The organism is Xanthomonas arboricola pv. juglandis, from assembly GCF_001013475.1.
Lineage (GTDB): Bacteria > Pseudomonadota > Gammaproteobacteria > Xanthomonadales > Xanthomonadaceae > Xanthomonas > Xanthomonas arboricola.
The window spans coordinates 1-14245 of record NZ_JZEF01000003.1; the positions used below are offsets into that span (position 1 = coordinate 1).

Sequence of the window (14245 nt, forward strand, 5' to 3'; positions counted from 1 at the left end):
CGACGGCGGCTACGGCAACGACGTGTACCGGTTTGGTCGTGGGTCTGGTAGCGATCGTATTTCTAGCTACGATTATTCGTCTAGCGGCGACAAGGTTATCTTTGGAGACGGAGTCGCAATTGATCAGATCTGGTTGGCGCGGACTGGTAATGACCTCGTGCTTTCGATTGCCGGGACGAATGACCAGCTATCTATCGCAAATTGGTTCTCCGACTCTGGCTATCAGGTGGATCAGTTGCAGGTAGCCGACGGGAAAGTTCTTGACGCAAGCGAAGTGGCTAACTTGGTAGCGGCAATGTCTAGTTACAACATGCCCGTTGGGGGGCAAACGACACTAAGTTCGCCAGAGTATGAAAAGCTGATCCCCGTGATCGCAGCTAGCTGGTAATTAAAAAGCCCCGCTTATGCGGGGCTTTTTTTGGCCACCTGAAGCCACTAAGTAATGTAGTGGCATGCCACCGGGCTGGAGCATGAGGGCTTTTGTTGTTTGTTTCTATAGGGCAGCTCTAAAAACCCCCGATCCTTGGCATCATAGTTCCACCGCCATCCAGGGTAAGAGCCGATGATCAGTCTGTTTGCCGGGGCCGAGCGCGAAGCCAAGCGCCAGCAGTTGAGCGATCCGCTGGAGCTGCTGTCGCGGCACATCGATTTCGTCGCGATCGCGGCGGTGATCGATGGCCACCTTCGCCTGGGCACGGGTGCCAAGGGCGGTCGCCCGGCGTGGCCGACGGAGCTGATGATCCGGCTGCTGCTGTTGCAGCAGTTGTACAACCTGTCCGACGAGGCGCTGGAGTACCAGGTGCTGGACCGTCGCAGCTTCCAGCGCTTCCTGGGGTTGGAACACAGCGGCAAGGTGCCTGACGCCAAGACGATCTGGGTGTGGCGTGAGCGGCTCAAGAAGAACGATCTGATCGGCGACATCAGCGCGGCGGTGAGCGGCCAGTTGCAGCGGGCCGGGTTCATTGCCCGGGGTGGACAGATCATTGATGCGAGCATCGTCAGCGCGCCGATCCAGCGCAATACGCGCGAGGAGAACGCCCGGATCAAGCGAGGCGAGGCTGTGCAGGACTGGAGCGATGCCAAGCGGCGGCAGAAGGACGTGCAGGCGCGCTGGACGCTCAAGCACGGCAAGGCCCATTACGGCTACAAGCTGCACGCCAACACGGATCGGCGCTGGGGGTTCATCCGGCGGCACGAGGTGAGTGCGGCCAACGTGCACGACAGCCGGCACTTCGAGACGCTGCTCGATCCAGTCAACACCGGGCGCACGGTACGGGCCGACAGCGCCTATGCCAGCCAGGCTCGGGAAACCGAACTCAGGCGACAAGGCTACCGCGCGGACATCCAGCACAAGGGGCAGACGGACAAGCCGCTGAGCCTGGCCCAGCAGCGTCGGAACCATCGCATCGCCAAGGATCGGGCGTTCGGCGAGCATCCGTTTGCCCGACTCGCCCAACAGGGAGGCAAATGCCTGCGCACGATTGGCCTGGCGCGAGCCCAGGTGGTGATCGGCCTGAAGGTTGCCGCACACAACCTGATGAGGCTGGCGCGGCTGCAGAGCCAGGGGATCGTGCCGGCGTGAGCGGAAACGGCGGCTGACAGGCCGCAATCCGGGTTTGAAATGCCATGGGTCGGCTCTTCGCGCCCCTTCGACCGGCAGGTGCGAGGGGGGCCTGTCGCCTTACCGAACATCTCAAACGGCAGAATCGAGGTTGTTCGAGGTGCCCTATAGAGGCTTGCTACGCATACCGACATTGGTATCGGGTGCAGGTCGGGTAGCGCCGCCGAGATTCAGACTAGAATTCCCCCATGAGCAACGCACCCCCCGATTACCCCACCCTCCAATCCATTGGCTGGCCCTGGCCTGGTCCTGCCGAGGATCCGGCCTGGCAGGCGCTCTTTGCCGCGCATCCGCAGGCGTTGCCGGCGCGGGTGGTGGAGCAGCACCGCACCGGCTATGTGGTGGCCGATACGCCGGAGGCCGGTCTCAAGGCCGAGTCGCTGCCGGAGTGGCAGCGGCCGCGGTTTCCCAGCCATGAGCGGGCGTCGGTGGGCGATTGGGTGCTGATGGAGGGCAAGCGCATCGTGGCCTTGCTGCCGCGGCGCACCTCGATCAAGCGCGGTGCGGCCGGCGAGCATTACCACCAGCAGGTGATCGCGGCCAACATCGATACGGTGTTCATCGTGTGCGGGCTGGATGCGGACTTCAATCCGCGCCGCATCGAACGCTATCTGCTGCTGGTCGGTGGCGGCGGTGCCGAGCCGGTGGTGGTGCTGACCAAGGCCGATCAAACCGAATACGCCGAGGACGCATTGGCGGTGCTGGAGGAACTGGAAGCACAGAACATCCCGTTGCGCGCGGTCAACGCCAAGGATCCGGACAGCGTGGCGGCGTTGCGGCCGTGGCTGGGCGATGGCCGTACCGCGGTGCTGGTGGGCTCGTCCGGTGCCGGCAAGTCGACGCTGACCAATACCCTGCTCGGGTCGCAGAAGATGAAGACCAATGCAGTGCGCGAGAACGATTCGCGCGGCCGGCATACCACCACCCACCGCGCCTTGATTCCGTTGCCGTCCGGTGCCTGCCTGATCGATACGCCCGGCATGCGCGAACTCAAGCCCACCGGCGAAGAGGATCTGGCCGAGGGCGGCTTCTCCGATGTGGAGGCGTTGGCGGCGCAGTGCCGCTTCAACGATTGCGCGCATATCGCCGAGCCCGGCTGTGCGGTGCGTGCGGCGATCGAGGCCGATACGCTGGATCCGGAGCGGGTAGCCAATTACATGAAGCTGCGCGTGGAAGTGGCCGCAGCGGCCGAAAAGCTTGCCACACGCCTGGCGCAGAACAACCGGGGCAAGGGGTCGGGCCGGCGGCCTGCCAGCGTCGACCGTAACGGACGCCGCTGATGCCATCGCGCAAGGGGCCGCCGGACATCGTCCATCATGCGGCGCTGGATGCGCGCCTGGTCAAGGCCGTGCGCGGCGTGCGCCTGCTCGCGCTGGCCAGCTGGCCAGCTGGCCGCGCTCGCTGCAGGAGCCGTTCCTGCAGAGCGTGGCGCGTGGGCAGCCGGAGCTGCCGCAGGTGGAGTATCCGGCACTGGATTTCGGCGATACCCGCCGCGAGCTGGCGGCGATCGCCAAGCAGGCCGATCCGCATCACCCGCTGGGCGCCTACCTGATCGACTCGACGCATAGCTGGGGCCTGGCCGCCGGCCTGCTGGAATCGCTGGGCACTCCCGCAGTCAGCGATTACTCGGCGCAGCTGTTCGGCGTGCCTGACGACCCGATGCCGGGCAACGGCCCGAGCACGCGCGAGGCGGCGCGGCACTTCATCCAGATCGCGCAGGAGCTGGACCGCGAACTGCTGGCGCCGGAAGAACAGGTGCCGGTGTCGGCAACCGCCCTGCGCATGCAGCTGCAAAACGATCTGGACGCCTTCTTCGAAGGGCGCGTCATCACCGTCACGCTGGATCCGGATCTGCTGGCCAAGGCGGCCGCAGGCGCGCATCGCATCCGCCTGCGCAGCGGCGCCACCTTCAGCGATTACGACCGCGCGCAGCTGTTCCATCACGAGGCACTGGTGCATTCGCTGACCGCGCTCAACGGGCGCGCGCAGGCGCACCTGCCCAGCCTGGGCATTTCCTCGCCGCGGACCACCGCAACCCAGGAAGGCCTGGCGACGTTTGCCGAGCAGATCACCGGCAGCATCGATATCGAACGCATGAAGCGCATCAGCCTGCGTATCGAGGCGATCGCGATGGCGCGCTCGGGCGCAGATTTCATCGAGGTGTTCCGCTATTTCACCGCAGGCGGGCAGAGCGCGGCGGAGAGTTTTTCCTCGGCGCAGCGTGTGTTCCGCGGCGTGCCGACCTCCGGCGGCGGCGCCTTCACCAAGGACACGGTGTACCTGCGCGGACTGGTGGCGGTGCACACCTTCTTCCGGCATGCGCTGCAGCGCGATCAGTTGCAGCTATGCCGTTACCTGTTCGCCGGCAAGATGGCACTGGGCGATGTGACGCGGCTTGCGCCCTTGTTCGACAGCGGCGTGCTGGTCGCCCCGCGCTGGCTGCCGCCATGGGTGAGCCGGGTCAGCGGCCTGGCCGGCATGCTGGCGTTTTCGTTGTTCGCCAATCGCATCCGCATGGACCAGCTGCAGCCACCGGCGATGAACGTCTGACGCTTGCCGGGCAACTTGCGCGCAGTCGCCGCGCCGGCGCGCTGGCGCGGCGAAGCTGCCGCAGGCGCGGGTCGGGTGACAAAGCGCAGTACATGACGCATGCCTGGCATTGCATTGCTACCACTGCAAGGCGCTGAACCGTAAGCATCGTGCCGACGCGTTCTACACGATGCTGCAACGGGCCGCACCGGACACTGTTCGCCTTGCCCGAGATGGGCCATGACACGAGGCGATACGATGAAAATCCTGATGGTGCTCACTTCCCACGACCAACTCGGCGATACCGGCAAGAAGACCGGCTTCTGGCTGGAGGAATTCGCCGCGCCGTATTACGTGTTCAAGGATGCCGGCGCAGACATCACCCTGGTCTCGCCCAAGGGTGGCCAGCCGCCGCTGGACCCCAAGAGCGACCAGCCCGATGCACAGACCGAGGCCACCAAGCGCTTCAAGCAGGACACCGACGCGCAGCAGGCATTGGCCAGCACGCAGCGCCTGGCCGACGTCAAGGCCGCTGACTTCGATGCGGTGTTCTACCCGGGTGGCCATGGCCCGTTGTGGGATCTGGCCGAAGACGCGGATTCGATCGCGCTGATCGAGGCATTCGCCGCGGCCAACAAGCCGCACGGCCTGGTGTGCCACGCACCGGGCGCGCTGCGTCGGGTCAAGGGCAGCGATGGCAAGCCGTTGGTCAACGGCCGCCGCGTCACCGGCTTCACCAACAGCGAAGAAGAGGGCGTGGGTCTGACCAAGATCGTGCCGTTCCTGGTCGAAGACGTGCTGACCGAACTTGGCGGCCGCTACGAAAAGGGCGCCGACTGGGGCGTGCATGTGGTCACCGATGGCTTGCTGGTCACCGGCCAGAACCCGGCTTCGTCGGAGAAGGCTGCCGAGGCGCTGCTTGAGTTGTCGAAGCGCTGATTCTGCGGTTGTCGTGCGGCGATGCATGGGCTGCCAACGGAAGGCATCGCGGGTTTGATTCAGAGCGGCCAGCAAAACGGAGCGAGTAGTCGTCAGGTGAGGTGCGGACGTCGCGGAGGCATCGGAGTGTACGCATGGTGCATACCGGTGCCGAGCGGCAGCCGCACTTGTCCGACGGTGAGCGCAGTAGTTTCTAGCGTTTTCCGTCGTGCACTTCCAGAGCGCCGCAGCATCCTAAGAACCGGACGCAATCCGGTGCTTGCAACCAAACGAACCGGCCATGCTGACTGGTCCTTGTCCGCCCACCGTCGCGGGACCTTACGCGGCATGGATGCCGCGTAAGAGCCTACACGGACGTACTTGCGGCGTGTCCCGCGATGGTGGGCGGACAAGGGCCGTGCTGCCAAGCCACAGATCGTCCGTTCAAGCCACAGATCGTCCGTTCAAGCCACAGATCGTCCGTTCAAGCCACAGATCGTCCGTTCAAGCCACAGATCGTCCGTTCAAGCCACAGATCGTCCGTTCAAGCCACAGATCGTCCGTTCAAGCCACAGATCGTCCGTTCAAGCCACAGATCGTCCGTTCAAGCCACAGATCGTCCGTTCAAGCCACAGATCGTCCGTTCAAGCCACAGATCGTCCGTTCAAGCCACAGATCGTCCGTTCAAGCCACAGATCGTCCGTTCAAGCCACAGATCGTCCGTTCAAGCCACAGATCGTCCGTTCAAGCCACAGATCGTCCGTTCAAGCCACAGATCGTCCGTTCAAGCCACAGATCGTCCGTTCAAGCCGCAGATCGTCCGCCCTGCAAGCGCGCTAGGAACGCTAGGAACTTGCACCATCCCGTTCAAACAACACGCTCCAGCCAACGCACTGCATACGCCGGCAGCACCAGTCGCATGTCATCGCTCAGCGACTCAGCAGCCGTCTCGCCGCCATCTGCCACCACCTTCCATCGGCCATCTCCGAGCGCGGCAAGCGCCACCGTCAGCGGTTGTTCGCCGAAGTTGTGCACGGCCAAGAAGCGATCGCCACGCGTCAATGCAAACAGGCGTGCATCGCCCAGCGCAACGCTGCCCAGCGCCTGATCGGCAGCTAGTGCAGGCAGCGCGGCACGTTGCCGGATCAATCCACGTAGCCGGCGATACACCGTGCCGCTCAGGCTGGCTGCATCTTCGCGCTGTGCTGCAAGCGGCCAATCCATCGCCGGGCGATGCAACCAGCGACCTTCGTGCCGACGCTGCGGATCGTCGCGGTAGCTGCCGTCGTTGGGCAGGGCGAGTTCGTCGCCCATGTAGATCAACGGCACACCCGGCATCGCCAGCGCGATGGCATAGAGCAACACCAGCCGATCCACCGCCATGCGCAACGCCGCCGCATCGCGCGATGCCTGTGCGGCCTGGATCCCGGCCAGCGCCGCGGCCATGCCATTGGTGCCGTGCACGCCGTCGCCACTGCTCTGGAAGCTCTCGCCGCGCGCGTAGCTGCCCGGCACCTCGTTGGCATAGAAGCGCGCGACATCGCGCAGCGCGAATGGCGGCTGCGCGGCGTTGCCGGCGGCTTCGTGTTGCAGCACGTTCCAGCCGATGTCGTCGTGGCAGCGCACATAGCTCAGCCATGCGCAGTTGGCCGGCAAGGGCGGGCTATGCGCGATGACGTTGTGCAGGATGTCGCCGCGTTGCAGCGCCAGCGCCGACCAACCGGCCGCCATCAGCGTGCTGTGATAGGCCAGGTGGCATTCGTGGCCCTGGTCCGCACCGCTGCCGAAGTAGGGCGGCAATTGCGTCATCGGCACGATGGCTTCGGCCTTCATCACCACCGACGGCGCAACGATGTCGGTGACCGCGCGCAGCGCCACCAGCAGGGTATGCGCCTCGGGTTGATTCATGCAGTCGGTGCCGGTGCGCTTCCACAGATACGCGGTGGAATCCAGGCGGAAGGCTTCCACACCCAGATTGGCCAGCTGCAGCATCGCCAGCGCCATCTCGCCGAACACCGCCGGATTGCTCCAGTTCAGATCCCACTGATAGGGATAGAACGTGGTCCACATCCACTGGCCGGTGGCGTCCACCCAGGTGAAGTTGCCGGGCGCGGTGTGCGGGAAGACCTGCCCCAGCGTGGCTTCGTACTGGTCGGGCTGCGTGCGATCGGCGAAGTGATGGTAGTAGTCGAGATAGCGCGCATCGCCGGCCCGCGCCGCCTGCGCCCAGGCGTGATCGTCGGCGGTATGGTTGAGCACGAAATCCGCGCACAGGCTGATGCCGGCCTCGCGCAAGCGTGTGGTCAGCGCGACGAGATCGTCGTTGCTGCCCAGGCTCGGCTCCACCTGGCCATAATCGCTGACCGCAAAGCCGCCATCGTTATCGCCGGCGCGTGCACGCAGGAACGGCAGCAGGTGCAGATAGCGCACGCCCAGCTCCTGCAGATACGGCACGCGTTCGGCCACGCCTTGCAGCGTGCCGGCGAAGCGGTCCACGTAGGCGCTGTAGCCCAGCATGTGCTGCTCGCCGAACCAGCCGGGCTGACGCGTGATGTCCAGCTGTTGCAGCGCCTGCGGGCGCTGCTGTGCGTGGCTGCCCAACGCACTCAGCCACTGCGTCAACCAGGATGCAGTGTCGGGGCGTGCGCCGTACAAGGCGTGCAGGGCATCCAGCAGACGCGGCGCATGGCGGTCGAAGCGCGGCAACAGCATGCTGGCACGCTGCGCATCCAGGGGCGCGGCAAAGGCCGCGCGCAATGCAGAGAAATCGGTGGGGGAGGTGCTCATTGGCAAGCGCCGGGATGAACCCGGCCAGGGGTCCTTAGAAGTCGTAACGCAGGCTGATGCTGGTGGTGCGGCCGGCAATCGAGCGCGCGCGGATGATGCCGTTGGCCGGGATGCTGGCTTCCTCGGCCTCGGTCAGGCCGAAGGTGTTGAACAGGCTGTTGACGTTGAGCGCGACGGTCAGTGCGTCGGTCACGCGGTAGTCGCCGAACAGGTTCACCTGCGTATAGCCCGGCATCTTCAGCTGATTGGAATCCTGGGTGTAGGCATCGGTGGTGCCGATCAGGTTGATGCCGAACTGGTAGCCGTCGCCGCGATAGCTGGGCGTCAACTGCCACACCACATCGGCCTGGCGACGCGGCACGTTGCCGGTGTTTTCCGGGGTGATCTGGTCCTTGGAAATCTCCGCATCGGTCCAGGTCAGGCCGCCGTTGACGGTGAAGCCTTCGTAGCGGTAGCTGGCTTCCAGCTCCACGCCGTGCGCCTCGTAGCTGCGGTTGAAGAAACGCTGGCTGGTGACTTCGAAATTCTGTTCCTCGGTGCGCGCCGAGAACGCGGTGGCGAACAGGCTCAGGCCATCGCGGCGCCATTTCAGGCCGGCTTCGGCCTGGCGGACCACGTTGACGCCTTCATCGGAGGAGACCGAGCCGTCGTCGCGGACCACGCCGAACAGCAGGCGGTCGGCATTGGCGCGTGCGCCGCGGCTGATGCGCGCGAACGCGCCCAGGTCGTCATTGATCAGGTAGTTGCTGCCCAGCGAATACGACAGGTAGTTCCAGTCGTAATCCACCGGCCGTGCGTTGGCGGTGTCGACGGTGGCCACGCGCTGTTCCACCGGCTGGATCACGCCATCGCCGTTGACATCCAGGTTTTGCGCGATCGCGGTGCCGGCATAGCTGCCGCGTGCATCGCCCATGTCGTAACGCAGGCTGCCGTCGATGCTGAACTTGCCGCTGTCGAAGGTCAGTGCGACGTACGGCGCGTTGACGTCGTAGCGCACGTCGTAGCTGCGGGTGATGCAGCAATCGCCCCAGAACGGGGTGCCGTACGCATACAGGCCATTTTGCGAGCGCGACACGCCGCCGGCATCGACCACGTTGAGCAGACGCGAATCGCGGCCCAGGCTCTGCACGTAGGAGTTCCAGGTCCAGTCCATGTCGATGGTCTGGCGCGAGCTGTAATAGCCCATGCGCAGGTTGAGCGTGCGGCCGTCGCCGCCGAACTCGCGCGAGACGCTGAGGTCGTTGGTGACGTTGCCCAGGTCGTTGATCGCCACGTTGAACAGATGCGTGCGGATCGCGTTGCCGGTGTAGGCCTGGCCGGCGTCCGGGCCGCTGGCCTGCACCAGTTGCGCGCCGGCGCCGCCGATGGACGCAGCCAGCGTGGCGGCATCGGTGACCTCGGCCGGGAACGGGCTGACGAAGCGGCCGCTGTTGTCGGCGATGCGGAACTTCTCGCTCAGGTTCCAGCCGCTGCCCAGGTCGAACCAGGCCTCGGCGCCGATGGTGCGCGAGATCGGATGCATGCCGTCGCCCAGGTCGGTGCGGCGCGGCTGGTTGTTGCCGTCCAGGCCGACATCGCTGCGGAAATTGCGGCTGTACAAGGTGTCGTTGCCCGGATCGAAGCCGGCGAAGCCGCCCAGGTCCGGCGAGCCATCGCGGCCACGCACGGAGGTCGGCACCGGCAGATAACCGGCGGCGCGATCGTTGAGGTATTTGCCGTAGACGCGCACGTAGCCGTTCTCGAACAGCCGGGTCAGGTTGGCCTTGAGCTGGCCGCCCTTGTCGGTGGTGTAACCGGCATCGCGCACGCCATCGCCCTGGCGGAAGAAGCCGCCGATGTTGAACTGCCAGTTTTCCGCGAACGGCGCGCCGTAGTCGAAGTCCACGCGGGTGTTGTCGTAATCCAGGCCGCGGCTCACGCCGACGCTGCCGCCTGCGGTGTCGCCGGTCTTGCTGATGAAGTTGATGATGCCGCCGGGCGCATTGCTGGTGAACGTCGATGCCGAGCCGCCGCGGATGGCTTCGATGCGGTCCAGGGTGAAATCCGAGCGCAGGAAGATGTCCGAGTTGCCGAAGGCGATATCGCCGAATTCCATCACCGGCAGGCCGTCCTCCTGCAGCTGCAGGAACTTGGCGCCGCCGGAGGCCACCGGCAGGCCGCGCACGGCGATGTTGGCATTGCCTTCGCCACCGCTGGATTCGGAGCGGATGCCGGGGATGTTGCGGAAGATCTCGGCGGTGCTGCGCGGCGCCGATTGTTCGATCGCCTCGGCGCCCACGGTGCTGACCGACACGCTGGACTTCAGCTTGGTGGTGGCGGTGGAAGTACCGGTGACGAACACCGAATCCAGATTGACCGCGGCGCTGTCGGCGGCCGGCGGGGTGACGGGTGCGGCCGTGGTCGCGTCCTGCGCCAGCGCGGCAGGCGCGCACAGGCAGGAGGCGACCGCGCAGGCCAGGGCATGCAGGCGCAGGGTGTGCAAGGTGGACATTGCGGTTCTCTCTCTCACGGATGGTGGTATGCCGACGCCTGCATCGTTCCCTCCCAGGGAGTGGCCGTGTGGCCTGCAGTGCGAGCGCAGTGATACGCCTCAATACAATCGATTGCAATCTTGCGCTGCAGCATCATTCCTTGGCTTGCGCGCTGATGTTTCGATAAGCGAAAACGTGTTGCGGCGCAGCGTTACAATCGATTGCAAAGACGGCAGGGTACAGTGCGCTGCGGCCACTGGGAGCCGCACCGATGCCCAGGGTTCTGCATGTCGTCGACCGCCACTCCGTTCTCCTTCGCGCGCATCCTGGCGCTCAACGCCGGCTTCTTCGGCGTGCAATACAGCTTCGGCCTGCAGCAGAGCAACATGAGCCCGATCTACAACTATCTGGGCGCCGATCACGCGAGCCTGCCGTACCTGTGGCTGGCCGGGCCGATCACCGGGTTGGTACTGCAGCCGTTCGTCGGCGCGTGGAGCGACCGCTCGGTGACCCGCTGGGGCCGGCGCATGCCGTACATGGTGCTGGGCGCGCTGGTGTGCAGCCTGTGCCTGCTGGCGATGCCGTTCAGCACTGCGCTGTGGATGGCGGTGTGCCTGCTGTGGATCCTGGATGCGGCCAACAACGTGGCGATGGAGCCATACCGTGCGCTGGTCAGCGATGTGCTGGCGCCACCGCAGCGGCCGCTGGGCTATCTCACCCAGAGCGCGTTCACCGGGCTTGCGCAGACGCTGGCCTATCTCACCCCGCCGTTGCTGGTGTGGATGGGCATGAACCAGGACGCCGCCAATGCGCACCACATTCCCTATGTCACCATCGCCGCCTTCGTGATCGGTGCGGGGTTTTCCGCAGCCTCGATCCTGCTCACCGCGCGCAGCGTGCGCGAGCCGGTGCTTGCGCCGGCAGAGATCGCGCGGATGCGCCAGACCGGTGCCGGCCTGGGCGCCACAGTGCGCGAAATCTACGGCGCCCTGCGCGCGATGCCGCCGACCATGCGCCAGCTCGCGCCGGTGATGCTGTTCCAGTGGTACGCGATCTTCTGCTACTGGCAGTACATCGTGCTGTCGCTATCGACCAGCTTGTTCGGCACCACCGAAGCCGACTCGCATGGCTTCCGCCAGGCTGGCCTGGTCAATGGGCAGATCGGCGGGTTCTACAATTTCGTCGCGTTTCTGGCCGCGTTTGCGATGGTGCCGGTGGTGCGCCGCATCGGCCCCAAGTACACGCACGCGGCCTGCCCGGTCGCGGCCGGCGTGGGCATGTGGGTGTTGCCGGGCATCCAGGACCGCTGGCTGATGCTGCTGCCGATGATCGGCATCGGGCTCGCCTGGGCCAGCATGATGGGCAACCCGTACCTGATGCTGGCCGACAGCATTCCGCCCGAGCGCACCGGTGTGTACATGGGCCTGTTCAACCTGTTCATCGTGCTGCCGATGCTGATCCAGATCGTCACCTTGCCGCTGTACTACGAGTGGTTGTTGCACGGCGACCCACGCAACGTGATCCGCCTGGCCGGCGCACTGATGCTGGCCGCCGCAGTGGCGATGCTATGCGTCCGCGTCCGCAAGCCCAAGGCAGCAATGGCGTAGCCGCGACGCGTTACGTCTGTGTCGCTGCGTACGAAACAACCGACCGCGACCACGTGGACAGCAACACGTAGCTATGCACCGCACGCCATCACGCACGCTCTTACGATTCCCGATTCCCGATTCCCGATTCCCCAATCCCGGCCTCACGCCGACTCACGCACCACCAATTTCACCGGCATCTCCACCGACTCCACCGCTTCGCCGCCGATCAACGCCAGCAGCCGGTCCACCAGCAGGCGCGCGGCCAGGCCCAGGTCCTGCCGCACCGTGGTCAACGGCGGTTGGCTGTAGGCGGCGAGCGGAATATCGTCGAAGCCCACCAGCGAGATGTCCTGCGGCACGCGATGCCCGGCTTCGACCAGGGCGCGGATCGCGCCGACCGCGATCACATCGGAGGCGGCGAACAGCCCGTCCGGCGGATCGGTCTTCTTGAGCATGGCGCGGGTGAGGCGGTAGGCGTCTTCGCTGAGGAAGTGGCTGCGCGCATGCAGGCGCGTATCGAACTCCAGCCCGTGCCGCTGCAGCGCATGGCGATAGCCGGCAAAGCGCGGTGCGACCTCGGGCAACTGGTCGTCGCCGAGAAAGGCGATGCGGCGACGGCCGCTGGCGATCAGATGTTCGGTGGCCAGCGCGCCGCCCTGGAAATTGTCGCTGCCCACGCTGATGTACGACTGCCCGTCGATGCGGCTGCCCCAGACCGCCATCGGCAGGCCATCGCGCGCGGCTTCGTCCAGCGCGGCATGTTCGGAACTTTGCCCCAGCACGATCACGCCATCGGAGCGGCTGCCGCGTGCGAGTTGTTCCACCCATCCGTCCTGATGCCGGTCGAGCTTGGACAGCAGCATGCTGTAGCCGCGCCCGGTCAGTTCCTCGGCCAGCAGCGCCAGCATCGTCATCATGAAAGGGTCCGACAGCGGCTGGTCCAGCGCATGCATCATCTGCACCGCCACGCTCACCGTGTTGGAGCGTTTGGCGCGCAGGCTGCGCGCGATCGGATCGACCTGGTAGCCGGCATCGGCGGCAATCTGCTTGATGTATGCACGCGTCCGCTCGGCCACCACCGGGCTGCCGGCCAGGGCACGCGACACGGTGGATTCGGACACGCCTGCCATGCGGGCGATGTCGGCCATCTGCGGGCGGGCACCCGGCGTGGCGCGTTCTGAAGGTTTGGCCATGTCAGCGTAGTGCGGAAAAACCCGAGTGTAATCAGTTCGCGCTGGAGGCGGGTTGATCGACGCAGTGGCGGCCGCTTGTGCGCGCTGGGCAATGCGATCACACACCTGCATGCAAACGCCGGGCGCGCGGGGCGTGCATGCAGCGGCCACGACTAGCGCGGGGCTTTGGAGCGGTGAGGCTTCAGGGGAGTGAGGCTTCAGAGCAGTGATGCATCAGAGCGGTGATGCTTCACCGCCATTAGCAAGGACTGCGCTCAGCGCCCGGCTGGCGCGCTCGGCGTTGGAACCGCAAGTCTCCTCCGCACAGTCCTGCTCGGGCGCGCCGTCTGTATCGAGCTGACGACCGCTCGCTACGATCTGTCAGCGGCTCTCAACCCATGTACAGACCGCCGTTGACCGCATAGTCGGCGCCGGTCACGTAGGCAGCCTCATCGGAGGCGAGCCAGGCGCACAGTCCGGCGACTTCGGCCGGTTTGCCGAGCCGGCGGATCGGCACCGAGGTGGCCAGGCGGTCGAGCACGTCGGGTGGGAAACTGCTGATCGAAGCGCTGGCGATATAGCCCGGCGAGATGGTATTGACGGTGACCCCGCGCGAGGCCACTTCCTGCGCCAGGGCGCGGCTGAAGCCATGCATCGCCGCCTTGGCGGTGGCGAAATTGATCTGCCCGATCTGGCCCTTGTGCGCACTGACCGAGCCGATGTTGACGATGCGTCCCCAACCGCGCGCGGTCATGCCATCGACCACCTGCTTGGTGATGTTGAACAGGGAATGCAGGTTGCTGGCGATCACCACGTTCCAGTCGTCGCGGCTCATCTGCCGGAACAGGGTGTCGCGGCTACCACCGGCGTTGTTGACCAGCACATCGATCTCGCCGACCTCGGCCTTGACCTTGGCGAACGCGGCCACGGTGGAATCCCAATCGGCGGCATTGCCTTCGGAGGCGACGAACTCGAAGCCCTGCTCGCGCTGTTCGCGCAGCCAGGAGGTCTTGCGCGGCGAATTGGGCCCGCAACCGGCGACCACGGTATGCCCGCTGCGCGCCAGCTTCTGGCAGATCGCGGTACCCACACTGCCCATGCCACTGGTGACGTATGCGATGCGAAGTGTCATTGCTTGAACTCCTTCGGAGTTTGGGA

The 14245-nt window shown here is 65.6% G+C and carries 9 protein-coding genes, 1 other RNA gene and 1 pseudogene; 6 read left to right on the plus strand and 5 right to left on the minus strand.

Annotation, left to right across the window (positions count from 1 at the left end):
• The 5 genes and pseudogenes from XARJCFBP2528_RS10940 to XARJCFBP2528_RS10960 form a co-directional block, all read left to right on the plus strand.
• A partial coding sequence (locus XARJCFBP2528_RS10940; protein ID WP_047124703.1) for a calcium-binding protein occupies positions 1 to 388 on the plus strand: 388 nt, incomplete at its 5' end.
• Positions 389 to 562: 174 nt separating this feature from the next.
• Positions 563 to 1582: an IS5 family transposase gene (locus tag XARJCFBP2528_RS10945; RefSeq protein WP_047124271.1), complete on the plus strand. Its 1020-nt coding sequence runs from the start codon at positions 563 to 565 to the stop codon at positions 1580 to 1582.
• Between the two features lie 227 nt (positions 1583 to 1809).
• Positions 1810 to 2901: a ribosome small subunit-dependent GTPase A gene (gene rsgA, locus XARJCFBP2528_RS10950; protein ID WP_016904297.1), complete on the plus strand. Its 1092-nt coding sequence runs from the start codon at positions 1810 to 1812 to the stop codon at positions 2899 to 2901.
• Positions 2901 to 4171: pseudogene (locus tag XARJCFBP2528_RS10955) on the plus strand (flavohemoglobin expression-modulating QEGLA motif protein). Before rsgA ends, XARJCFBP2528_RS10955 begins: the two are co-directional and overlap by 1 nt.
• A gap of 237 nt (positions 4172 to 4408) precedes the next feature.
• Complete coding sequence (locus XARJCFBP2528_RS10960; protein ID WP_016904299.1) at positions 4409 to 5089, plus strand: type 1 glutamine amidotransferase domain-containing protein; 681 nt, start codon at positions 4409 to 4411, stop codon at positions 5087 to 5089.
• Between the two features lie 66 nt (positions 5090 to 5155).
• Here the strand turns inward: XARJCFBP2528_RS10960 and XARJCFBP2528_RS22400 are convergent.
• From XARJCFBP2528_RS22400 to XARJCFBP2528_RS10970, 3 genes are all read right to left on the minus strand, one after another.
• Positions 5156 to 5232: non-coding RNA, sX9 sRNA (locus tag XARJCFBP2528_RS22400), on the minus strand.
• Positions 5233 to 5935: 703 nt separating this feature from the next.
• A complete protein-coding gene (locus XARJCFBP2528_RS10965) occupies positions 5936 to 7855 on the minus strand; it encodes an alpha-amylase family protein (RefSeq protein ID WP_016904300.1) in 1920 nt (639 codons plus the stop codon).
• A gap of 34 nt (positions 7856 to 7889) precedes the next feature.
• Positions 7890 to 10346 carry a TonB-dependent siderophore receptor gene (locus XARJCFBP2528_RS10970; protein WP_016904301.1) on the minus strand — a complete coding sequence of 819 codons (2457 nt, stop codon included), beginning with the start codon at positions 10344 to 10346 and terminating at the stop codon, positions 7890 to 7892.
• Between the two features lie 267 nt (positions 10347 to 10613).
• Here XARJCFBP2528_RS10970 and XARJCFBP2528_RS10975 point away from each other — a divergent pair, with 267 nt between their 5' ends.
• Positions 10614 to 11933 (plus strand): MFS transporter, encoded by a 1320-nt coding sequence (locus XARJCFBP2528_RS10975; RefSeq protein WP_016904302.1) that lies wholly within the window; start codon positions 10614 to 10616, stop codon positions 11931 to 11933.
• Between the two features lie 143 nt (positions 11934 to 12076).
• Here XARJCFBP2528_RS10975 and XARJCFBP2528_RS10980 read toward each other — a convergent pair whose 3' ends face one another.
• Both XARJCFBP2528_RS10980 and phbB read right to left on the minus strand, forming a co-directional pair.
• Positions 12077 to 13108, minus strand: coding sequence for a LacI family DNA-binding transcriptional regulator (locus XARJCFBP2528_RS10980; RefSeq protein WP_047124704.1), 1032 nt, complete (start codon positions 13106 to 13108; stop codon positions 12077 to 12079).
• A gap of 370 nt (positions 13109 to 13478) precedes the next feature.
• Positions 13479 to 14219, minus strand: a complete 741-nt coding sequence (gene phbB, locus XARJCFBP2528_RS10985) for an acetoacetyl-CoA reductase (protein WP_016904744.1) — start codon at positions 14217 to 14219, stop codon at positions 13479 to 13481.
• Between the last annotated feature and the right edge of the window lie 26 nt (positions 14220 to 14245).

What these genes read in the sequence shown, in the direction of transcription:
- XARJCFBP2528_RS10980 (WP_047124704.1), bottom strand. Translation starts at nt 13,108, where the DNA reads ATGGCCAAACCTTCAGAACGCGCCACGCCGGGTGCCCGCCCGCAGATG.
- phbB (WP_016904744.1), bottom strand. Translation starts at nt 14,219, where the DNA reads ATGACACTTCGCATCGCATACGTCACCAGTGGCATGGGCAGTGTGGGT.
- XARJCFBP2528_RS10960 (WP_016904299.1), top strand. Translation starts at nt 4,409, where the DNA reads ATGAAAATCCTGATGGTGCTCACTTCCCACGACCAACTCGGCGATACC.
- XARJCFBP2528_RS10975 (WP_016904302.1), top strand. Translation starts at nt 10,614, where the DNA reads ATGTCGTCGACCGCCACTCCGTTCTCCTTCGCGCGCATCCTGGCGCTC.
- rsgA (WP_016904297.1), top strand. Translation starts at nt 1,810, where the DNA reads ATGAGCAACGCACCCCCCGATTACCCCACCCTCCAATCCATTGGCTGG.
- XARJCFBP2528_RS10945 (WP_047124271.1), top strand. Translation starts at nt 563, where the DNA reads ATGATCAGTCTGTTTGCCGGGGCCGAGCGCGAAGCCAAGCGCCAGCAG.
- XARJCFBP2528_RS10970 (WP_016904301.1), bottom strand. Translation starts at nt 10,346, where the DNA reads ATGTCCACCTTGCACACCCTGCGCCTGCATGCCCTGGCCTGCGCGGTC.
- XARJCFBP2528_RS10965 (WP_016904300.1), bottom strand. Translation starts at nt 7,855, where the DNA reads ATGAGCACCTCCCCCACCGATTTCTCTGCATTGCGCGCGGCCTTTGCC.